Source organism: Streptomyces sp. SCA2-17, assembly GCF_044336695.1.
Genome location: NZ_CP117521.1, coordinates 2222586 through 2244070 on the forward strand (window position 1 = coordinate 2222586; position 21485 = coordinate 2244070).

Annotated in this window: 12 protein-coding genes; 5 read left to right on the forward strand and 7 right to left on the reverse strand. The window is 75.4% G+C overall.

Annotation, left to right across the window (positions count from 1 at the left end):
- Nucleotides 1-26: 26 nt before the first annotated feature.
- On the reverse strand, nt 27-1892 hold the full coding sequence (locus PS271_RS09950) for a serine/threonine-protein kinase (RefSeq protein ID WP_398381598.1): 1866 nt from the start codon (nt 1890-1892) through the stop codon (nt 27-29).
- A 622-nt stretch (nt 1893-2514) separates the two neighbouring features.
- Here PS271_RS09950 and PS271_RS09955 point away from each other — a divergent pair.
- The 4 genes from PS271_RS09955 to PS271_RS09970 all read left to right on the forward strand — a co-directional run bounded on the left by PS271_RS09955 (nt 2515) and on the right by PS271_RS09970 (nt 10381).
- On the forward strand, nt 2515-6201 hold the full coding sequence (locus tag PS271_RS09955; protein WP_398381599.1) for an FtsK/SpoIIIE domain-containing protein: 3687 nt from the start codon (nt 2515-2517) through the stop codon (nt 6199-6201).
- 569 nt (nt 6202-6770) lie between these two features.
- Nucleotides 6771-8129, forward strand: coding sequence for an ABC transporter substrate-binding protein (locus PS271_RS09960; protein ID WP_398381600.1), 1359 nt, complete (start codon nt 6771-6773; stop codon nt 8127-8129).
- 15 nt (nt 8130-8144) lie between these two features.
- Nucleotides 8145-9503, forward strand: a complete 1359-nt coding sequence (locus PS271_RS09965) for a carbohydrate ABC transporter permease (protein WP_398381601.1) — start codon at nt 8145-8147, stop codon at nt 9501-9503.
- Nucleotides 9500-10381, forward strand: a complete 882-nt coding sequence (locus tag PS271_RS09970) for a carbohydrate ABC transporter permease (RefSeq protein WP_398381602.1) — start codon at nt 9500-9502, stop codon at nt 10379-10381. Before PS271_RS09965 ends, PS271_RS09970 begins: the two co-directional genes overlap by 4 nt.
- Before the next feature lie 36 nt (nt 10382-10417).
- On the opposite strand, the gene PS271_RS09975 is transcribed toward PS271_RS09970, so the two are convergent.
- On the reverse strand, nt 10418-12016 hold the full coding sequence (locus PS271_RS09975; RefSeq protein WP_398381603.1) for a glycosyltransferase family 39 protein: 1599 nt from the start codon (nt 12014-12016) through the stop codon (nt 10418-10420).
- 106 nt (nt 12017-12122) lie between these two features.
- Here PS271_RS09975 and PS271_RS09980 point away from each other — a divergent pair, with 106 nt between their 5' ends.
- Complete coding sequence (locus PS271_RS09980) at nt 12123-13733, forward strand: glycosyltransferase (protein WP_398386786.1); 1611 nt, start codon at nt 12123-12125, stop codon at nt 13731-13733.
- Nucleotides 13734-13838: 105 nt separating this feature from the next.
- Here the strand turns inward: PS271_RS09980 and PS271_RS09985 are convergent, their stop codons facing one another.
- From PS271_RS09985 to PS271_RS10005, 5 genes are read right to left on the reverse strand one after another with little or no spacing between them, the layout of a single operon-like run.
- Nucleotides 13839-14984 carry a glycosyltransferase gene (locus PS271_RS09985; RefSeq protein WP_398381604.1) on the reverse strand — a complete coding sequence of 382 codons (1146 nt, stop codon included), beginning with the start codon at nt 14982-14984 and terminating at the stop codon, nt 13839-13841.
- Nucleotides 14981-17830, reverse strand: a complete 2850-nt coding sequence (locus tag PS271_RS09990; protein ID WP_398381605.1) for a bifunctional glycosyltransferase/CDP-glycerol:glycerophosphate glycerophosphotransferase — start codon at nt 17828-17830, stop codon at nt 14981-14983. Before PS271_RS09990 ends, PS271_RS09985 begins: the two co-directional genes overlap by 4 nt.
- Before the next feature lie 2 nt (nt 17831-17832).
- Nucleotides 17833-19131, reverse strand: coding sequence for a glycosyltransferase family 87 protein (locus PS271_RS09995; RefSeq protein WP_398381606.1), 1299 nt, complete (start codon nt 19129-19131; stop codon nt 17833-17835).
- A complete protein-coding gene (locus tag PS271_RS10000; protein ID WP_398381607.1) occupies nt 19128-20666 on the reverse strand; it encodes a hypothetical protein in 1539 nt (512 codons plus the stop codon). Before PS271_RS10000 ends, PS271_RS09995 begins: the two co-directional genes overlap by 4 nt.
- Nucleotides 20641-21450: a polyprenol monophosphomannose synthase gene (locus PS271_RS10005; RefSeq protein WP_398381608.1), complete on the reverse strand. Its 810-nt coding sequence runs from the start codon at nt 21448-21450 to the stop codon at nt 20641-20643. The genes PS271_RS10000 and PS271_RS10005 overlap by 26 nt, the downstream gene beginning before the upstream one ends.
- Nucleotides 21451-21485 lie beyond the last annotated feature (35 nt).

The window sequence follows — 21485 nt, forward strand, 5'->3', positions numbered from 1 at the left end:
CGGGTGTCGACAAATCGATTACCTGGTCATGTGCCGGAGGAGCCCGAGGAACCCGAGGAGTTCGAGGTGAGCCCGGCGATCCAGTCCTTGACGTCCGTGACCCAGTCCCAGGCGGCGTCCCAGAAGCTCTTGCCGTCGGCGACCCAGTCCTTCAGAGGGGTGAACTCCCAGACGAGCCACGCTCCGATGACCAGGATGACGATCATGAACAGGCAGCCCTTGAGGCAGCCCAGCCCGGGAATCCGCATCGGATTCGCGCTGCGCTGCCGCGGCGGCCGCGGCTCACGGCGCGCGGGCGGCTCCGGGGCGTACGGCTGGGGCTGCGGCGGCGCCGGGGGCTGCTGGTAGCGCGGCTCCTGGCGGCGCTGCTGCCGGCGGGACGGCGGCGCGGGCTGCGGCTGCTGCGGGGCGTACGGCTGCGGCTGCGGCGTGTAGTGCTGCGGGGGCGGCGGCCGGTGTCCCTGGGGCTGCTGAGGGGCGTACTGCTGCTGCCCGTAGCCCTGCTGCTGGTACCCCTGCTGACCGCCGTAGCCCTGCGGCGGCTGCTGCTGAGGCTGCTGCTGCCCGGCCCGCCGCTGGGGCCGGCGGCGCAGCGGGTCCTCGCTCGGGTCGAGGTACTGCACCTGGGTCTGGTCGTTGCGGTCGCGGGCGGCCCGCATCTGGGTCTGCCAGGGGTGCGCGCCGTCGCCCTCCGGGGGCAGCGGCGGTACGGGCGGCATGGCGCGGGTCGGGTCGGCGGAGCTGCCGGGGCCGGAGCCGGCCGGCATGACGCGCGTGGCGTCGGAGCCGGGGCCCGAGCCGGGGCCGTGGCCGCCGGCGGAGGTGCTCGGCAGGAAGCTGGTGGCGGCGTTGGGGTCGTAGGAGCCCGGGGCGCCCGGCGAACCCGCCGTCGACGGCAGCACCTGCGTGGGGTCGGCGTCACCCGCGCCGGGACCGGATCCGGGGCCGGCGCCCTGGCCGGTGCCGGGCACGACGGCCGGCTCCGGGTCGGGCGCGAGCAGCCCGGCGACACCGAGGGCGGCCTCGGCCTGCTCCGGGGAGGCGTGCACGCCGACGCCCGCGGCGACGACGCGCAGCGCCCGCGCCAGGTTCTCCGCGCTGGGGCGCTCCTCGGGCCGCTTGCGCAGGCAGCGCTCTATGACCGTCCAGAGGGGCTCGGGGACGGTGGTGGGCCGGCGCGGCTCGGAGCTGAGGTGCTGGTGGAGCACTTCGAGGGCGGTCGCGCCCGCGAACGGCGGCCGGCCGGTGACCAGCTCGTAGAGCAGGATGCCGGCGCCGTAGATGTCGACGGCGGAGGTCTGCGGGCGGCCCTCGGCGGACTCGGGCGCCACGTAGGCGGGCGTGCCGACGAACTCGTGGGTACGGGTCAGGCCCGGGGAGTCCGCGAGGCGCGCGATGCCGAAGTCGGTGAGCATCGGGTGCATCCGGCCGCCGTCGCTCCGCAGGAGGACGTTGGCGGGCTTGAGGTCCCGGTGGACGATGCCGTCGGCGTGGCTGGCGGCGAGCGCGTCGGCGATCTGGGCCGTGAGGAGGGAGGCGGCGACGGGCGTGAAGGGGCCGTTGTCACGCAGGTAGTGGTGCAGGTCCGGGCCGTCGACGAGGTCCATGACGAGGGCGAGCAGATCGCCCTCGACGACGAGGTCGCGGGTGCGGACGATGTTGGGGTGGGTGAGCCGGAGGAGCACGGAGCGCTCGCGCAGGAAGCGCATCACGACGTCCGCGTCGGAGGCCAGCTCCTCCTTGAGCACCTTGATCGCGACGGTCTCGCCGGGCCGGCCGGACACGGCCGCCTCGGCGCCCGCGGTCTCCCGCTGGCGTGCTCGCCAGACGGTGCCGGTCGCGCCGCGCCCGAGCACCTCCTCAAGCAAGTACTTGCTGCCTACCGGCCGCACGTCATGCGCTCCCTGGTCGTCATCTCGTCATCGTCGTCATGCTCTGCGATGGCCTCTTTCGTGCCCGGCCTTCGTACCCGGCTTTCGCGACCGGCCTTCGTAGCCGGCTTTCGCGACCGGCCTTCCGCCCACTGTAGTGCCGTCCCGCGGACCTCCGGTTTGCCGGCGGTTTGCCGAATCCGCGGGGCTGAGGGGAAGACGCGGGTCGCGGGCCGTTGGTTGCCGCGCGGCGCGCGGAAGGCGCCCGGGCGGTGCGCGCGCGGCGTGAACGGAAGCCCTCGGCGGGGGCTCCGCGCCCGGCCCGGAGCCGGTCCCCGCCCCGTCCGCGGCCCACTCCCGAGCGAAAGAAAATCTGTACGACTTGTTCGAAAAGAGACCCGTCATGGGCGGCAACCGAACCGATCATGAGGTGCTCCCGGAAGGATTCGATCACCTTCCGCTTTCTTCGCACCCTCCCGCGGTCGTTCAAGATCACGAATTGGCCGTCGCCGGGCGCGTCGCTCCCGGCAGGTGCGAGGATGCTCGCAGCACGATGCGGAGGGGCGGGGCCGGTGCTTCCGGTACGTTCCGCGCGCCGTGGTGACCTGTACGTGCACCGGGGCAGAAGGGACCGTTGACGGCGATGCAGATCAGGCTGACCGTCCTCGGGCCGCTCAGCGGCCACCACACCACTGCGCCCGCCGTGCCCGCGGCGACCTGCGCCTGCGACGTGCTGGTGACCGCCCCCGCGGGGACCGCCCTGGCCGGCGTGGCCAGCGGCCTCGCCACGGCCGCGGCGGCGGCCGGCTGCGACCTGGGCACCGGGGCCGTCGTGGTCTACGCCGGGGCCGAGCGGCTCGACCCCCAGCGCAGCGCGCTGGGCGAGCCCCCGCTGATCGACGGCGCCGTCCTCTCCCTCTCCGCCCCGGCCGACCCCGAGCGGCACGCGGGCGTGCTCATGTCCGGCGTGCCGGAGGCCGCGGCCCGGCTCCACGTCGTCTCCGGGCCGGACGCGGGCGGCGTGCACCTGCTGCACGGCGGCGAGGTGCACGTGGGGCGCTCCGCGACGGCGGACATCCCGCTGGACGACCCCGACGTCTCCCGGCTGCACTGCGCGGTCGTCCTCCACGACGACGGCACGATCACGCTGCGGGACCTGGGCTCCACGAACGGGACCGTGCTCGCGGGCGAGCCGGTCGGCGCGGAGCCGGTGCGGCTGCCCGCCGGGGAGCTGCTGCGGGTGGGCGAGTCGGTGCTGAGCCTGCACGCCGCCGACGACTCCGCCCCGCGCGTCCTGCCGGCCGCGCCCGACGGCGAGGGCCACCTGCGCGTGGGCGGCAGCGCCCCCGGCGCGTCCCCCGCGGGCGCGGTCGCCCCGCCGGCGCGCGGCGCGTGGCTGGGCGCGCCGACGGGTGTGACGGGCGCGGGTGCGGGGGGCACGGGCTCGACGGGCCTGGCGGCGGGCTCCGACTTCGGCGGCCCGGCCGCCTCCGGCCACGACTCGGCGACGCACGGCGGCCGCGGCTTCCCCCTGCGGGACGCGGCCCCCGGCGGCCTGTCGGTCCGCGTCCCGGCCCAGCCGGGCGCGTCCGCCCAGGAGAGGGGCACGACCTCCTACGGGACGGGGTCGGTGGGCCGGGCGGGGGGCTTCGGCGGCGGGGTGTCCGGTCAGGACGGTGGGGCGGACGCGTACGGGGCGGGGGGCGGGTCCGGAACGGCCGGTCAGGCGGGGACGGACGGCGGCCCGGACCCGTACAGAACAACGGCAAGCGGAACGGGTTCTGCGCGCTGGGTGGCACAGCCCGGCAGCGTCCTGCCCGGCCAGAAGAGCGGTGCGGACCCGTACGGTCCGGGTGGCGCGGCCGGTCAGGCGGGGACGGGCGGCGGGCCCGGTGGCCTGGACGGCCAGTACGGACACGCCGGTCAGCCGGACGGCTACGCCGGCAGACCCGCCGACGCCCCTCACTCCGCACACTCCGCCGGAACGGGTCAGCCGGGTCAGCCCGGCGAAGCCCCCGGCTCCTCCGAGCCCGCCCCCGCCGGCGAAGCCGGCAAGCGGACGCGCGGGCGCGGGATAGGCGCGTGGGCCCGGCGGCTGACCGGCGGACGCACCGGCCGGGGCACCGACACGGACCCGTGGGGCGGCCCGGAGGACGACGCGGGCGACGAGGAACGGGCCCGCGCCGAAGCCGCCGCGCTGCGCGAGCGCTGGCCCGACCCCGCGGAGACGCTGCTCACCGCGCTCGGCCCCGGCCCCCGGCTGTGGGAGCGCGGCCCGGGCCACCCCGACCGGCTGACCGTACGACTGGGCACGGCCGACCGGCATTCGGCCGGGAGCGGCGCGCTGCTGCCCTCGGTACCGGTGACGGTCGCGCTGCGCGAAGCCGGTTCGCTGGGGCTCGCGGGCCCGCGGGCCCGGCTGTCGGCCCTGGCCCGCTCGGTGCTGGCACAGCTGGCGGCGCTGCACGCCCCGGCGTGCCTGGAGTTCGTGCTGATCAGTGCGGACCGCGCGCGCCCGGTCGAGGAGCGCCTGGCCGAGTGGTCGTGGCTGGGCTGGCTGCCGCAGCTGCGCCCGGTGCGCGGGCAGGACTGCCGGCTGCTGGTGGCGTACGACCGCGAGCAGGCCGCGGCCCGCACGGCGGAGCTGGTGCGGCGCCTGGACGAGGGCCCGCTGGGCCCGCACTGGGCGGCGGCCGCCCCGGCGGCGGTGGCGGCCGCGGCGGAGCGTCACTCCGGCCCGTACACGGTGGTGATCGTGGACGGGGACCCCGGTTCGGCGGAGCTGCGGGAGACGGTGTCGCGGCTGGCGGTGGGCGGCGCCGCGGCGGGCATCCACCTCGTGTGCCTGGCGGACGCTCCGGCGACCACGCCGGCGTCGCCGGTGGTGTCGACGCTGGCGACGGCCCGTACGGCGGCCCCGGCGTTCCCGTACTGCGGCGCGGTGGCGCTGCTCAGCGGTGATGTGGCCACGGTGGTGCAGGTGATCCACCGCGCGCCCGCGCCGGACGGCGGCGCCCTCGGCGGCCCCGAGGGCGAGGCGCCGTCCGGCCCTGCCGTGATCGCGGCCGTGGACGCGGTGTCGCGGGCGTGGGCGGAGCGGTTCGCGCGGGCGCTGGCGCCGCTGCGGATGGCGGACGGCGTGGCGGGCGGGGCGGCCGCGCGCGTGGCGGCGGCGCTGCCGCGCAGTGCGCGCCTGCTGGACGAGCTGGGGCTGGCCCGGGCGACCCCGGCGTCCCTGACGGCCCGCTGGGCGGCGGCCACGGACCGCGGTTCGCGGCCCGGCGGCCGGGCGGTGGCGGTGCTGGGCGCGGGCCCGCACGGGCCGCTGGCCGTGGACCTGGCGGCGGACGGCCCGCACCTGCTGGTGGAGGGGTGCGCGGGCAGCGGCAAGACGGAGCTGCTGCGCTCGCTCGCCGCGTCGCTGGCGGCGGCGGACCGGCCCGACCGGCTCTCGCTGGTCCTGGTGGACGGCGGGGGCGCGGAGCGCGGCGAGGGGCTGCGGCTGTGCACGGACCTGCCGCACGTGTCGACGTACCTGGCGGCCGCGGACCCCGTACGGATGCGGGAGTTCGCCCAGGCGCTGACGTCGGAGCTCAAGCGGCGCGCGGAGCTGCTGGGCCGGCTCGACTTCACGGCGTGGCACACGCAGCACGCGGCCGCGTCCGCCGCGCAGGTGGTCGCGCCGCGGCGGGCGGCGGACGGCTCGGGCGACCTGGAGTCCGTACCCACGGGGACGCTCAAGCTGCGCACGCAGAAGGACGGTCCGTCGCTCACGGCCCGCACGGCGCTGCCGCGCCTGGTGGTCCTGGTGGACGACTTCGACGCGCTGGTGGCCCCGGCCCTGGGCAGTACGGGGCGGCCGTCGGCGGGTTCGGTGGTCCGGGCGCTGGAGGCCGTGGCCCGGGACGGGGAGCGGCTCGGCGTGCATCTGGTGGCGGCGTCCGGCCGCCCGGACCGGACGGCCGACACGGCGGCCGTCGAGCGGGCGGGGCTGCGCGCGACGCTGGAGATCGCCCCGCCGTCGGCGGACGGCACGCCGGGCGACGGCAGCGGCGCGGGCGAGCCGGCTCCGGGCCGCGGGCGGCTGATGCGGCCGGACGACGACGTGACGACGCCGTTCCAGGCGGGCCGGGTGACGGGCCGCATCCCGCGGACGGCGACGCTGCGGCCGACGGTCGTCCCCATCGACTGGCAGCGCATGGGCGACCCCCCGACCCGCCGCCCCCTCCGCGAACTGGGCAACGGCCCGACGGACCTGGCGCTCCTCGCCAGCGCCCTCCAGCGCGCCGCCCAATCCGCGGCAGCGGAGGCGGCACCGCCCCTGCTCTGACGCTGCACGGCGGCGCCCGGCGGCGGGGGGCGGGCACGGCCGGCCTGCGACGCGGGGGTAGATCGCCGTCGCGGCGGGGGTGAGCAGTGCGCGGCACCGTGCAAGGGCCGGCTCGTCGACTCAGCGCGGTGGCACGCCGGCCGACAACCCCGGCCGCCCGGGGCTGAGGACAGCCGGGCACCGCCGGGCTGCTGCGTGGGGGTGCATCACCGTCGCGGCGGGGGTGCGTGGTGCGGCGTACACCGGCCGACAAGCCCGGCCCCTGGGCCTGGGGCCACGGGCGCCCTAGCCCGAGACTGAGGACAGCCGGGCACCGCCGGACTGCATCGCGGCGGGGACGCGGCGCGCGCCAATTCGGCTCGCTCTTGCCCCGGCCCGGGCACCGCCCCCGCACCGCCCACCGCAGGTGACGCCGTATCACAGCACGGTCACGATCAGTGAATTGCGCTCGATGGTGGTATTGCGGCGGCCCCCGGGCGGGCGTAGGACTGTCGCACGGGAGGCGAGCGCGGATGCGGGGGCCGACGTGCGGCGGCCGCCGGCGGGGAGCTCGTACGGGAGGGGCGGCAATGCGGACTTCGCTTCGTTCGGTGCGCGGGGCGCGCAGCGCGCTCGCGCTCCTCGCGGCCGGGGCCCTGGCCCTGTCGGCCGCGGGGTGCGGCGACAGCGGCAACGACGGCGCCCCGCCGGGCGCCATCCGGCACACGGTCCAGCTCCCGAAGCTCAGCGGGCAGAAGCTGAAGGTGACCGCGGTCTGGACGGGCGCCGAGCAGAAGGGCTTCACGAAGGTCCTGGAGGAGTTCTCCCGGCGCACGGGCGCCGAAGTCGCCTACGTGCCCAGCGGCGACGACATGTCCGCCTTCGTCGGCTCGAAGATCGCGGGCGGCGACCCTCCGGACGTGGCGATGCTGCAACAGCCCGGGGCGTTGCGCGAGTTCGCACAGAAGGGCTGGCTCAAGCCCCTCGGCAGCGAGGCGTCGGCGGAGCTGGACAAGAACTTCACCAAGGGCTGGCAGGACCTCGGCTCGTACGAGGGGAAGCGCTACGGCGTCTACTTCAAGGTCAGCAACAAGTCCCTGGTCTGGTACAACACGAAGGTCTTCGAGGGGGCCGGGGCGAAGGAGCCGAAGACCTGGCCGGAGTTCCTGAGCACCGCGCAACTGATCGCCGACTACGGCATCCCGCCGGTCTCGGTGGGCGGGGCGGACGGCTGGACGCTCACCGACTGGTTCGAGAACGTCTACCTCTCGCAGGCGGGCCCGGAGAAGTACGACCTGCTGGCGCAGCACCGGATCCCGTGGACGGACCCGTCCGTGAAGGACGCCCTGACGGCGCTCGGGCGGCTCTTCGGCGGGAAGGGCCTGCTGGCGGACGGCAACGACGGGGCGCTCCAGACGCAGTTCCCCACGTCGGTCACGCAGACGTTCACGGGCGGGGAGGAGCCGAAGGCGGCCATGGTCTTCGAGGGCGACTTCGCGGCGGCGAACGTCATCGGGGCGGGGGCGCGGATCGGCAAGGATGCCAGGGTCTTCGCGTTCCCCGCGGTGGGGGCGAAGGCCCCGGTGGTGACCGGCGGCGACGTGGGCGTGGCGCTGAAGGACGGCCCGGCGGCGCAGGCCCTGCTGACGTTCCTCGCCTCGGCCGACGCGGCGCAGGTGTGGGCCGGGCAGGGCGGCTTCCTGTCCGCCAACAAGAACCTGGACCTCGCCGCCTACCCCGACGACACGCTCCGCTCCATCGCGCGGGCCGTGATCGCGGCGGGCGACGGCTTCCGCTTCGACATGTCCGACCTGGCGCCCGCCTCCTTCGGCGGCAAGCCGGGCCAGGGCGAGTGGAAGCACCTCCAGGATTTCCTGAAGGACCCCGGTGACGTGGCGGGCACCCAGCGGAAGCTGGAGTCCGACGCGGCCAAGGCGTTCAAGAGCTGACGGGAGGCCCGCACGATGTCGACCGCAACCGCGGGCGGCGCTGCGGCCCCCGGGCCGCCCCGCCCCACGGCGAACCCCACCAAAAAACGCAGGAGCATGCAGGGCACCCGCCTCTGGGTGGCCGCCCTCTTCCTGCTGCCCGCGCTGGCACTGCTCGGCGCGCTCGTCGTCTACCCCATCGGCTACTCCGTGTGGCGCAGCCTCTTCGACGCGAGCGGCAACGGGTTCGTGGGCGTGGACAACTACCACGAGGTGTTCACGGACGACCGGATCCGTACGGCACTGAAGAACAACGTCATCTGGGTCGTCGTGGCGCCGTCCGTGGCCACCGCCCTCGGCCTGATCTTCGCCGTGCTCACCGAACGGGTGCGCTGGGGCACCGCGTTCAAGCTCGTCGTCTTCATGCCGATGGCGATCTCGATGCTGGCCTCGGGCATCATCTTCCGGCTGGTGTACGAGCAGAACCCGGACCGCGGCGTGGCGAACGCGGTGTGGGTGGGCATCCACGACACGTTCTCGCCGCCCGCGCCCTTCCCCGGCGCGCACCCCAGGGGCGACGCGCTGCTGACGGAGAGCCACGGCGCGTTCACGACCAGGGCGGTCGTGAAGGCCGGCAGCGCGACCGCACTGCCGCTGGTGGGTGCCAAGCCCGCCGACATGAAGGGCGCCAAGGACGCCATCCCGGCGCGGGACGTCGCCGGGAAGGTCACCGGCACGGTGTGGCGGGACTTCACGCGCGGCGGCGGTGGCTCCCCGGGGAAGATCGACCAGGACGAGAAGGCCCTGGAGGGCGTGACGGTGGAGGCGGTCAAGGACGGCCGGACCGTCGCCTCGGCCACCTCGGCCGCCGACGGCACCTTCACCCTGCCCGGCACGGCGGACGGCGCCCAGCTGCGCCTGCCCGCCTCGAACTTCGCCGCGCCCTACAACGGCGTCGACTGGCTGGGCCCCTCGCTCGTCACCCCGGCCATCATCGGCGCGTACATCTGGATGTGGGCGGGCTTCGCGATGGTGCTGATCGCGGCGGGCCTCGCGAGCGTGCCGCGGGAGCTGCTGGAGGCGGCGCGGGTCGACGGCGCGAACGAGTGGCAGGTCTTCCGCCGGGTGACGGTGCCGCTGCTGGCGCCGGTGCTCGCCGTCGTACTGATCACGCTGATGATCAACGTGCTGAAGATCTTCGACCTCGTCTACATCATCGCGCCGGGGGCCAGCCTGGACAAGGCGAACGTGCTGGCCCTCCAGCTGTACCAGTCCTCCTTCGGCACGGACGTCAACCAGGGCGTGGGCAGCGCGATCGCGGTCTTCCTGCTGGTGCTCGTCCTGCCGGTGATGTACGTCAACCTCCGGCGGATCCGAAGGGAGCGGCGGCGATGACCACGCTGGACACGGCCGTACGGGCCAGGCAGTCGCTTCCCGCGCGGGTCGCCGCGCGGCTGGGCGGCGGGGTGATGCGGCTCTTCCTCGTCGCCGTCGGGCTGTTCTGGCTGACGCCCACGGTGGGGCTGCTGCTGTCCTCGCTGCGGGACAAGCGGGACATCGCGGCGTCGGGCTGGTGGCAGGTCTTCTCCCACCCGGCGCAGCTGACCACCGACAGCTACAGCAAGCTCTTCCACAACGACACGGTGATGCAGTCCCTCGGCACCACGGCCCTGATCACCGTGCCCGCGACGGTGCTGGTGATCCTCGTCGGCGCGCTCGCCGGTTACGCCTTCGCCTGGCTCGACTTCCCGGGCCGCGACTGGTGGTTCATGGCGGTGGTGGGGCTGCTGGTGGTGCCGGTGCAGGTGGCCCTGATCCCGGTGGCCAAGCTCTTCAACACGCTCGGCATCTTCGAGAGCACGCCCGGCGTGGTGCTCTTCCACACGGCCTTCGGCCTGCCCTTCGCGGTCTTCCTGCTGCGGAACTTCTTCGCGGAGATCCCGCGGGAGCTGCTGGAGGCCGCCCGGCTGGACGGGGCGGGCGAACTGCGGCTGTTCCTGCGGGTGGTCCTGCCGCTGGGCGGGCCGGCCATCGCCTCGCTGGGGATCTTCCAGTTCCTGTGGGTGTGGAACGACATGCTGATCGCACTGATCTTCGCGGACAGCGGGCACCCGCCGGTCACGGTCGCCTTGCAGCAGCAGGTGCGGCAGTTCGGCGACAACATCGACATCCTGGCCTCGGGCGCGTTCCTGTCAATGGCGGTGCCGCTAGCGGTGTTCTTCGCCTTCCAGCGGCAGTTCGTGAGCGGGGTGATGGCGGGGGCGGTGAAGTGACCGCCACCCTTGATGTCATCCCGGCCGGCCACCCCCCTACTTCCGTACGTACAAAGCCACCACACCCCCGCGTACGAACACTGCCGCCTGCCTCTCCTCCTGGCAGAACTCCGCCAGCGCCTCCGCCTTCGCCGACTCCGCCCGCTGCCCCCGGAACCACCGGGTGCCCACCGTGTTGGTGTCGCCCACGACCCACACCCGGCTCCCGGACGGCAGCCGGGCCAGCCGGTCGCGCAGTTCGCCCGCACCGACCTCGGTACCGAAGAGCGTGCCGGACGCGGCCGGTGACCTCTTCAGGGTGAGGTCGTACAAGCCGGTGAAGTCGCGCGGATAGGCGAGGGCCACGCGCCGCTCGTACTGCGGCAGGAACAGCACCGCGTCCCCCGGCCGCGCCAGGCGGCCGGCCGTCGCGGCGACGGGGGCCAGGGCGTCGCCCCGGCTGGTGGGCAGGCGCTCGCGCTCGTGCAGCGGCAGCTGTACGGCGAAGGCGGCCAGCACGGCGGCGGCACCGAGCGCCGTCACGGTCCGCCGCCACGGCACGAGGCCCAGGATCCGCTCGGCGCCGGCCGCGGCGAGCAGCGGCACGCCGGCCAGGCAGAACAGCAGGTAGCGGTCGAGGAACAGCGGCTGGAACTGGGCGGCGGCGTAGAGCAGGACGGGCGGGACGACCGCCCAGGGCAGGGCGACCGCGGTGAGCCCGAGGGCGGCACCGCCGCGGGGCGAGGGCGACGGCGCCGACCTACGGAAACGGGGCCCGCGCAGGCCGGACACCGGTGCGAGGACGGCGACCGCGGCCAGCACGAGCACCGCGCCCAGGACGGCCCGCTCCGGACCGGCGAACGCCTTCACCAGCGCCTCGGCCTCGGTCAGCCCCGGGGTGCGGATCCAGGAGACCTGCGCGCTCTGCCCTCGGGAGACGATCACCAGCGGTATCAGCAGCAGGCAGGTGGCCGCCGCGGCGCACCCCCAGCGCCGCCAGGTCCGCCACGGCGCCCGGGAGAGCACCAGCGTCGCGGCGTGCGCCGCGAGGAGCAGGACGGCGAACTCGTGCAGGAGCGCCGTGCCGGCCATCACCGCGCCGTAGCCGGCCCACCGCCCGTACGAGCCGTGCTCGGCGGCGCGCACCAGCAACCACGTGCCGAACGCGGCGCCCGCGGCGACGAGGGCGTACGAGCGGCCCTCCTGCGCGTAGTGGCTGACGAACGGCGTGACCGCGTAGAGCAGCCCGGCCCACAGGCCGACGCGCGGCCGGGCGAGCCGGCACCCCAGGGCGCCGACGAGCGCGGCGGTGGCGGCGGACGCGGCGACGGACGGCAGCCGCAGCGCTATCTCGTCGGGGCGCACCGCGAGGACGGCGTGCATCAGCAGGTAGTACAGGCCGTGGACGGCGTCGATCGTGCCCAGCACGTGCCGCATCTCCGGCAGGGACCGGCGCGCCACCTGGAACGTGGCGCTCTCGTCCCGCCACATCGTCCCCCGGTCCAGGCCCCACAGCCCGAGGACGAGCATGACGGCGGCGGGAACGGCCACGGCGAGGACGGCGCCGCGCGTCGGGCGGGCGCGGACCGGAGGGGGCTGCGCCGCCGCCTCCTCCGGCGCGGCCGCTCCGGGCTGCTCCAGCTCTGTCAGCCCCATCGCTCCGTCCCCTCCCCGGTCCTGACGGACCCGGACACCCGGCCACACCGGACTTCCCAATGCGCCGCTTTATACAGATTCATCGGTAAAACTGTCTTTCGTGACAGTGAACGGGAGCGGAACCCTGCCCGCCGCGCAGGTCGGCGTCATCGTCATCGGGTTCAACGACGCCGCCCACATCCGCGACGCCGTCCGCTCCGCGCTCGCCCAGGGCCCGGCCGTCGCCGAGGTCATCGCCGTCGACGACGCCTCCACGGACGGCACGGCCGCGATCCTCGACGAACTGGCCGGCACCGATCCGCGCCTGCGCGTCATCCACCGCGCGGCCAACAGCGGCGGCTGCGGCACGCCCCGCAACGACGGCGTACGGGCCGCGACCGCGCCGTATGTGATGTTCCTCGACAGCGACGACACGCTGCCCGACGGCGCCGCCGGCGCCCTCCTCGGCGCGGCCCTGCGCCACCGCGCCCCCGTGGCGGCCGGGCTGTGCGTACGCCGCGAGCTCCCCCAGCGGCGCGACACCGGCTGGCAGCCCGCCCTCTACCGGCGGCCGGCCGTCTACGCCGGTCCCGAGGCCCGGCCCGCGCTCCTGCGCGACACCCTGTGCGTCAACAAGCTCTACGCACGGGACTTCCTCACCGAGCACGACATCGTCTTCCCCGAAGGACGCTTCATCTACGAAGACTTCGTCTTCACCGCCCGGGTGATGGCCGCCGCGCCGCGCGTGGCGACGGTGCCCGACACCGTCTACATCTGGCACGTGCGGCGCGACGCCGCCGCGCCCTCGATCTCCCTGGACCGCGAGCGCATCGCCAACTGGCAGGCGCGCGTCGCCGCGCACCGCAGCAGCGTCGACGTCTTCCTCGACGCGGGCAGCAAGCCGCTGGCCCGCGCCGCGCGGGTGAAGTTCCTCGACCACGACCTGCGGATGTACGTCCGCGAGCTGCCCGCCCGCAGCGCCGGCTACCGGCACGCCTGGTGGCGCGTCACCCGCGGCTACCTCGCCGGCTTCGACGAGGCCGAGCTGAGCGCGGCCCGGCCGCCGGCCCGCTGGATCGCCCGCGTCGTCCTGGCCGCGGAGGCCCCGCGCGACCTGGAGCGGCTGGCCCAGCTCGCCGCCCGGCCGGCCCGGCTCCTGCCGCCCTACGCCCAGGACGCGGCCGCCGCGCCCGTCTGGTCGGCGGACCTGACCCGGGCGGCCCTGGACGGCGTCCTCGGGCCGGGCGCCGTGCCGCCGCACCACCTGCCGGTGACCGTGGACGCCGAACTGCGCCTCACGGCCCGCGCCCGCGCCCGGCTGCGCCTGCGCGTCCACGACCTCTACGGGCGCCTCGCCACGATCCGGCCGGAGGCCGCGGAGGTCGAACTGCGGCACCGGGACGGAGGGCCCGTGCTGCGGCGGGCCGTGCCACTGACCGACGAGGGCGAGGCGTGGACCGCGCGCGTCGTCCTGCCGCTGTCCGTCCTCGCGGCCCGCGACCGGCGCGACGGCGCCGCCCCGCCGCAGACGTGGGACGTGCGCGTCCGGGTGCAGTGCGCGGGCGGCGCCTTCCGCACGACCGTGCGGGCCGTGGGCCGCGGCCTGCACCGCGCGGCCCTCCCGAGCCTCCGCCACGGCATCCTCCTGGCCCGCCCCTACGCCACGGTGAACGGCTCCCTGGCCTTGCGCCTGGCGACGGGCGTACGGGGAGCGTGGGCGGTAACCCGCCGCGGATAGAACGCTCCCGGCCCAACACCCCGCCCCGAAAGGGGCGCGAGGAACTGCGCGCTCAGCCACCGACAACCCGCAGTCAAGCTCCACGCTCATCCCCCCTGCCACCCCCTAGCGGTCGATCTCCGCGAACAACGCTTCCCACCGATCAAGCACAGCCGGCAGCGCCAACGGCACAACGTGCTCCCGCGCAGCGGCCCCGTACCGCTCCCGCAGCGCCCCGTCCTCCATGAGCTCCCCGAGCGCCGCGGCGAAGGCCTCCACCTCTCCAGGAGGCACCAGCGTCCCCGTACGGCCGTGCCGGACCAGCTCACGAACGCCGCCCGACAGGTCGAAGCTCACACACGGCACCCCGGCGGCGGACGCCTCGGCGAGCGCCATGGGCCGGCCTTCCCGCTCACTCGTGAGCGCGACGACGGACAGCTCGGCGTAAGCCGCGGCCATGTCCCGCACGCTCCCGCGGAAGCGGACCCGCGCGGCGATGCCCAGCCGCTCGGCCCGGGCCCGCAGCTCGGGCTCCATCGGCCCGTCCCCGAAGAGATGCAGTTCCCACCCGGGACACGACACGGCGGCCGCGGCGAACGCATCCAGCAACCGGTCCAGCCGCTTGACGGCCTCCAGCCGCCCGACCGCGCCGACGCGCCGCGTATCCAGCGCGGCAGCCCGCCCCGCAGGGGCGAACGGCAGCGGATTGGGCAGGACGCCCGCGTTGGGCAGCCGGCGCCGCCGGAACTCCGCGGCGTCCGGCTCGCTGAGGAACAGCGCCTTGTCCAGCACCGGATAGTGACGCAGGATCAACTGGAGGTTCTCGGACGTGCGCGCCTGGTGGAAGGACTCGTGGTACTGCCCGATGCCCCGCAGGTGGGACCACTCGACCGGCTCCAGCCACGCCGCCGCCCAGGGCGAGCCGATGACGACCATGCCGTCGCGGACGGCCCCGAACCGCCGGGCGAGCCGCTGCCGGGCCCGCTCCCGCTCCCGCCGCTCGGCGCGCGCCGCCCTCAGCCGCGCGGGGCTCAGCCGCTCCGCGAAGGAGACGGCCCGCCAGGGCGGCGGGGCGGGAGTGCGGTAGAGGGTGAGGTGCCGGTAGGCGGGGTCGGCGACGTACGCGTGGGGCTCGGGGCTGGGGCGGATCCCGATGAGCTCGACGCGGTGGCCGCGCTCCGCGAAGCCCTGGGCGAGGGTGTGCAGGACGCGCTGCGAGCCGCCCATGGAGTCGACGTCGATCCCGACGAGGAAGAGGTTGCGCCGCTTCACCGCCGCCCACCCCCCGCCCCGGCCCGGACGGCGGCGGCGCCGAAGAACAGGTCCACCACGGCCTCGCTCGACCGGCCCGTCTCGTAGGGGTTGAAGCGCTCCCGGAAGCGGGCGTAGGCCCCGGCCCACTCCTCCTGGACCGCTTTCAGGTCGCGCAAGGCGGCGATCAGCTCGCCGGTCGTGGTGAGCATCGGGCCGGGGGCGATGTCGGGCAGGTCGTAGTACGTGCCGCGGGCGGTGGCGCGGTAGTGCTCGTAGTCGTCGGTGAAGAAGAGGATCGGCCGGCCGAGGTTGGCGTAGTCGAACATCAGGGAGGAGTAGTCCGTGAGGAGGGCGTCGGAGGCGAGCAGCAGGTCGTTGAGGTCGGGGAACTCCCGGCCGTCGCGGACCGCGTGGCCCAGCTCGCGGGGGACGGTGTACCGCTCGTAGTAGTGCGGGCGGACGACGATCGTCCAGTCCTCGCCGAGGTGGCGCACGAGCTCGGCGAGGTCGGCGCGGACGGAGTCGCCGCTGCCGCGCGCCCCGTCGCGGAACGTGGGGGCGTACAGCAGGACGCTCCGGCCGTCGGAGATCTGGAGGCGCTCGCGGGTGGCGGCGGCGCGCTCGCGGCGGGCGGGGTCGTCCCAGCGGACGAGGTCGTCGTTGCGGGGCAGACCGGTGCGCAGGAGCTCGCCCTCGTAGCCGTTGGCGCGGACGAAGGTGCGCTCGAACTCCTCGCTGGGGGCGATGAGGGCGTCCCAGCGGGCGATGGTCTCGCGGTGCCGCCGCTGCCGCTCGGCGCTCGCCAGCCGCAGCTCGGGCACGTCGAAGCCCATGTGCTTGAACGCCTGCCCGTGCCAGGTCTGGAGATAGCGGGTGGCGGGCCGCTTGCCGTAGAGCGTGGGGAAGCCGTGGGAGTCGACCCAGTAGCGGGCGCGGGCGAGGGCGCGCACGTACTCCCAGCTGCCGCGGCGCACGAGCGGCAGCCCTTCGGGGTAGGAGGAGCGGTTGCCGGCGTACGACCAGACGGCGCGCAGCGGCAGGCCGCGCCGCTGGAGCTCCTCGTGGATGGCGCGGGGGCTGTCGGCGTAGCCGCGGCCCTCCAGGGCTTCGAAGACGACGAGGCCGTCGTCGACGGGCAGCTTCTGGAGCTCGTGGTAGGTGAGGGCTTTGATGCGGGGGCCGGTGACGCGGCGGGTGAGCCGCTGGAGGCTACGGCGGACGGGCTCGGCCTGCCCGGCGGCGGCCTCGGCGCGGCCGAGGGCTCCGGCGCGCTCCCAGGACAGCTCCAGCCGCCCGGCGCCGTGCCCCTCGCAGGCCACCCGGACGGTGTGGGCGGCGAGGGGGCCGCACTGGGGGATCCGTGCCCGCAGCGGGGTGAGGCCGGCGGGGGCCAGCAGCGGGTCCGAGCGGGTGAGGCCGAGGCGTTCGAGGACGACGACGGGGTGGCGGCGGCCGCGGAAGCCCTTGGGGCCGAGGGGGACGCGGCGGGGGTCGAGGACGGCCTCGGCGGTGCGGCGGGCGCGGGGGCCGTCCTCGCCGGGCGGGGCCGGCTCGTACGTGAAGGGCACGGCGAGCGGCTCTCCGGTGGTGGCGATGCGCAGCTCGCCGGTGACGGGGCCGGGTGCGGTGAGCAGCAAGGCGGGGTCGTAGGTGTGGAGCCGGATGCGCAGCAGGGGGCCGTCGGCGGCGATGTCCGCCACTTCGTGGCGCAGGGGGCCGGCGGCGAAGGGCTGGTCGTCCAGGCGCCAGGAGGTGATGTCGAGGCCGGCGGCCTCCTCGGCGTCGCGCGGCAGGGCGGGGCCCCAGTACATGCGGCCGTCCTCGCGGACGACGTGGCGGGGGGCGAGCCGGGGCCGGTCGAGGGTGCGGGCGCACTCGGCGGCCTCCTCGTACCGCCCGGAGCACAGCAGGAACTGGCAGATCTGCTGTTCGCGGGGCATGGCGGCGAGCGCCTCGGGGGCGGTCTCCGCGAGATACGGGGTGACGGCGGCGGCGAAGCCGGCGATCCACTCGGTGTCACGGAAGGGCAGGTCGCCCAGGTAGAGGCGGAAGTCGTGGCGGAGGAACTTCTCGTCCTTCGCGGGGCGCAGGGCGGCGTTGCCGGACTCCTCCAGGAAGGCGTCGATGAGGCGGGCGGCCTTGATGCGGTCGACGGCGTTGCGCAGTTTGTGGCGGCTGGAGGAGATGGAGAGGGTGGCGGGGTCGGCGGCGAGGCGCCAGGTGTAGACGGGCCAGGGGACGACGGCGAAGGTGCGGGCGAGGGTGAGGGCGCGGGCGGTGAAGAGCTGGTCCTCGTAGTGCATGTCCTCGGGGAAGCGGAGGCCGTGGCGGGCGAGGAAGTCCGCGCGGTAGAGCTTGTTGGTGGAGAGGTGGTCGAGGAAGAACTCGGGGGCGGAGCGGATGCCGTGGACGACGCGGACGTCCTCGAACAGCTCCGGATACCACAGGCCGGTGGTGCGGGACTCCTCGAAGAGCCGGGTGACCTCGCCGGTGACGAGGTCGGCGCCGGTCTCCTCGGCGGTGAGCAGCAGGGACTTGCAGGCGTGGTAGGGCAGTTCGTCGTCGCTGTCGAGGAACATCAGGTGGGGGGCGCGGGCCGCGTCGATGCCGGCGTTGCGCGGGGCGCCGCAGCCGCCGCTGTTGGCCGGCAGCCGGATGAGCCGGACCCGGGGGTCGGCGGTGGTCAGCCGCTCGGCGGCGGCGAAGGTGCCGTCCGTCGAGCAGTCGTCGACGATGATCACTTCGAGGTTGCGCAGGGACTGGGCGAGGACCGACCGCACGGCACGCGGCAGGCGTTCGGCGTCGTTGTGGACGATCACGACGACACTGACATCGGGGCCGGGGGCGGGATGTGCGGCGGTCACGGTCACCTCGTCTCGGTGCGGTCCGGCGCATCGCGGGCACGCTCGGGCGGCCCGCCATCCGCGCGGGCGGATTCGCGATTACCCAAAGCGTAGATGCGAGCACTGACAGTCACCTCCCGCGAGGGGTCCGAGCGGGTGCGCCAGGCGTGCAGGGCGAGGGCCGCGGTCACCCCGGTGATCAGGACGACATCGCGGAAGGCATGCCTCCGGGCGGTCTCCAGATACGGCCAGGACACCCCGGCGACCTCAGGGAGCAGCGGCAGCCACAGCCACACCGAGCGCGCCGCCGCGGCACGCACCACCAGCGACGCGGCGAGCGAGGGCAGGACGACGAGCATGTAGTGCTGGAACGAGGGCCGCGAGACCAGGAACGCCGCGAGCATCAGCAGTGCCGCGCACTCCACCAGCCGCAGGGCCGGATCGCCGCCGGCCCGCCACCGCCACCGCGCGCACAGCAGCACCGCCACCGCCGCGCCGGCCGCGAGGACGAGCGCGAGCGGCGCCGGCACCCCGAGGCGCGGCAGCACCGACGGCCAGGCGGCGTCGAACGGGCGGGCGTACGCGTCCTGGCCGTGCATCAGGAACGGCAGCGTCCGGGTGAAGAACAGCCCCGGCCGGGGCATCGCGAGCGCCGACGCCAGGGACACCGCCGCGGGGACGCCCACGGCCCAGGCCAGCCCCCGCCAGCGGCGGGCCAGCACGAACAGCAGCAGGAGCGGTACGAGCATCGGCTTCAGCGCCAGCGCCGCGCCCACCACTCCCCCGGCAGCGCACCAGCGCCCGCCGCGCGCGAACAGGAGGGCGGCGGGGAGGGCGACGGCCGACAGGACCGTCCAGTTGCCGAGGAAAACGACGCCGTGGAAGGGCTCGAAGACGCCGAGCGCGGCGGTGACGCCCGCCGCGAGCCGGCTGTCGGGCCGCACCCCGAAGACCCGCAGGGCGAGCACCACCCCGGCAAGGACGAACAGCGCGGCGGCCACGGGCACCGCCGTGGCCAACACGTCCGCGTCGGCCAGGGTCTGCGGGAGCGCCGCGAAGACCGCGCCCGGGAGGTAGAGGAAGCGCTTGTCCGCGTACGGGGAGCCGCCGTCGAGCAGGGCCCGCGCCGCCCGCACCACGACCGCGTTGTCGATCCCGGGCGTCCGGGGGCCCTGCACCACGCGCACGACGTCCAGCGCGAGGACCAGCAGCGCGGCGAGCAGCACCGGCCACGGCGCCCGCCCACGCAGCCAGCGCCCGAAGAGATCCGTACGGTCGGCCCTCCCGGTGCGGTCGGCCCTCCCGCTGTTCACGGCGCTCACGGCGTGACCTCGGACAGGACGAACCCGGCCGGGCCGCGGACGGTCCGCCGCACGGCCGGGTCCTCCCGGTCCAGGCCCGGGCCGCCGTTCTGCTGTAGCACCCAGCGCACGCGGTACTCCTTGAGAATGCCGAGCCGCTCGGCCCGGGAGGCGTCCCGGGCGAAGTAGCGGCGGGTCGCGGCGCGGCGGCGCGCCGCGTCGGGGAGGAAGACGTCGGGATAGGCGGGGGCGACGGTGTACGGCCCGTACGCGGGGAGCATGCGCAGCGCGTAGTAGTTGTCGGTCATCACCGTCTGCCGGGCGGGCACTTCGCGCGCCGCCCACGTGAACCGTGGCCAGAGCGCCACGGTGTGGATGTGGCGGAGGGCGGGCGGGACGGCCTGGGGCCGCAGGACGTAGCCGAGCACCCCGGCCTGCGCCCAGGCGCCGGCCAGCAGGGCGACGGCGGTCAGCGGGGCGAGGACGGCCCGCACCCGGCGCCCGCCGCCCGCCGTCTCCAGGGCGAGCGCGAGCTGCGCCGGCACGAGGACGGCGGGCAGGACCCTGCCCCACGCCTGATGCCCGCTCAGCCCTCCGGCGGCGAAGACGGCGAGCCCGAGCACGAAGAAGAGCACCAGCGGGTCGCGGCGGTCGCGCCGCGCGCGCAGCACCAGGGCGGCCGCGCCGAGCGCGGTCAGGCAGAACTTCGTCGCGAGGTGGTCGTAGAGCGGCCGGTGGATGTCGTCCAGGCCGCTGCCCGTGCCGAGCAGGGAGTAGAAGCCGTAGTACGGCCAGCAGGCGGGCACGGCCGCGGCCAGGGCGCCCGCCGCGGCCACCCGCAGCCGCACCGCGCGCGCGGGCCAGGGGCGGGCTCCCAGGAGCATCGCGGCGCAGCCCAGCGCCGCGACGGCCCCGGTGAACTGATGGACGAGCAGGATCCCGGCGAGCAGCAGGCCGAGCCCCAGGAAGGCCGCGGTCCCCCAAGTGGCGGCCAGGGCGCGCCGCAGCATTGCCCACAGATGGAAGGCCAGAGCGAAGGCGAACGTGCTCGGGTAGGCGAGAGTGAGCGACATCGACGTGAGGCCCGGGAAGCCGCTCCACGCGAAAAGCCTCACTCCGTACAGCAGGAGCAAGCAGAGGACCGCCAGCGGCACCGCCGCCCTGCTGCGAGTGAACGTCCGTACGAAGGCGTGCACGCCGGTGCCGAGCAGCACCAGGGCGACGAGCGCGCCCAGGCGCAGCACGGTGAAGGTTCCCCAGCCGGTCGCCGATCCGGTGAGCGCGAGCAGGACCGCCCAGGGCGAGTAGTACGGGCTCGGGGTGGCGGCGTCGACCAGGGGGTTGCCGGGGTGGAACAGGTCGGCGCGCAGCCGTTCGAGGACGGCCGCGTGCATGCCGAGGTCCCCCGACCAGGGCAGCCGTACGGTCATGAGCAGCAGGAGGACGGCCAGCAGCAGGACGCAGGCCGAGACGGGCAGGTGGGCGCCTGATGTGCGGCCGTGCGGGGCGGCCCCGGGCGGGGCCGCCGGTTCAGCGGGCGCGGCGACCGGCAGCACGGGCCGGCCTCGTGCGCAGCCGCCACGGCATGACCACCGATTCGAGCTGGACGGCCAGGTTCATCTTCGACTCCCCGGCGGCGCGGTCCTCGAAGTGGATGGGCACCTCCATGACGGTGTACCCGGCCTTCAGCGCCCGGTACTTCATCTCCACCTGGAAGCTGTAGCCGGCGCTGTCGACGGTCTCCAGGTCGATGGCGTCGAGGGCGGCGGCGGACCACAGGTTGAAGCCGCCGGTGATGTCCCGGACGCGGGTGCCCAGGACGGTGCTGGCGTAGGCGTTGGCCCAGCGGGAGAGCAGCTTGCGGTGGACCTTCCAGGCGTCCGAGAGGGAGCCGCCGGGCACGTACCGGCTGCCGACGACGACGTCCGCGCCGGTCGCGAGGGCGACCCCGAGCATCTCGGGGATCTTCGCCGCGGGGTGGCTGCCGTCGGCGTCCATCTGGAGGACGTAGGCCGCGCCTTCGGTGACGGCCCGGGCCATGCCCGCGGCGTAGGCGCGGCCGAGGCCGTCCTTGGTGGTGCGGTGCAGGACGCCCATGCGGGTGCGGCCGGGCTCGTTGTACTTCTCGGCCAGCTGTTCGGCGATCTTGCCGGTGCCGTCGGGGCTGTTGTCGTCGACGACGAGCAGCCGCAGGCCCTCCAGGGGCAGGGCCATGAGCGCCTCGGCCATGGTGGCGAGGTTCGCCGCCTCGTTGTACGTGGGCATGACGACGGTCGTCGCGGTGCGGCCCCACTCCGCGGGCAGCGGGGGCGCCGGGGCGGGGGTACGGGGTGCGCTCATGGGCTGGTCCTCGGGGTTCGTCGGGCGGCGGGGAA

Excerpts from the sequence above, each read along its gene's own strand:
- PS271_RS09955 (WP_398381599.1), top strand. The coding sequence starts at position 2,515 with ATGCAGATCAGGCTGACCGTCCTCGGGCCGCTCAGCGGCCACCACACC.
- PS271_RS09960 (WP_398381600.1), top strand. The coding sequence starts at position 6,771 with ATGCGGACTTCGCTTCGTTCGGTGCGCGGGGCGCGCAGCGCGCTCGCG.
- PS271_RS09965 (WP_398381601.1), top strand. The coding sequence starts at position 8,145 with ATGTCGACCGCAACCGCGGGCGGCGCTGCGGCCCCCGGGCCGCCCCGC.
- PS271_RS09970 (WP_398381602.1), top strand. The coding sequence starts at position 9,500 with ATGACCACGCTGGACACGGCCGTACGGGCCAGGCAGTCGCTTCCCGCG.
- PS271_RS09975 (WP_398381603.1), bottom strand. The coding sequence starts at position 12,016 with ATGGGGCTGACAGAGCTGGAGCAGCCCGGAGCGGCCGCGCCGGAGGAG.
- PS271_RS10005 (WP_398381608.1), bottom strand. The coding sequence starts at position 21,450 with ATGAGCGCACCCCGTACCCCCGCCCCGGCGCCCCCGCTGCCCGCGGAG.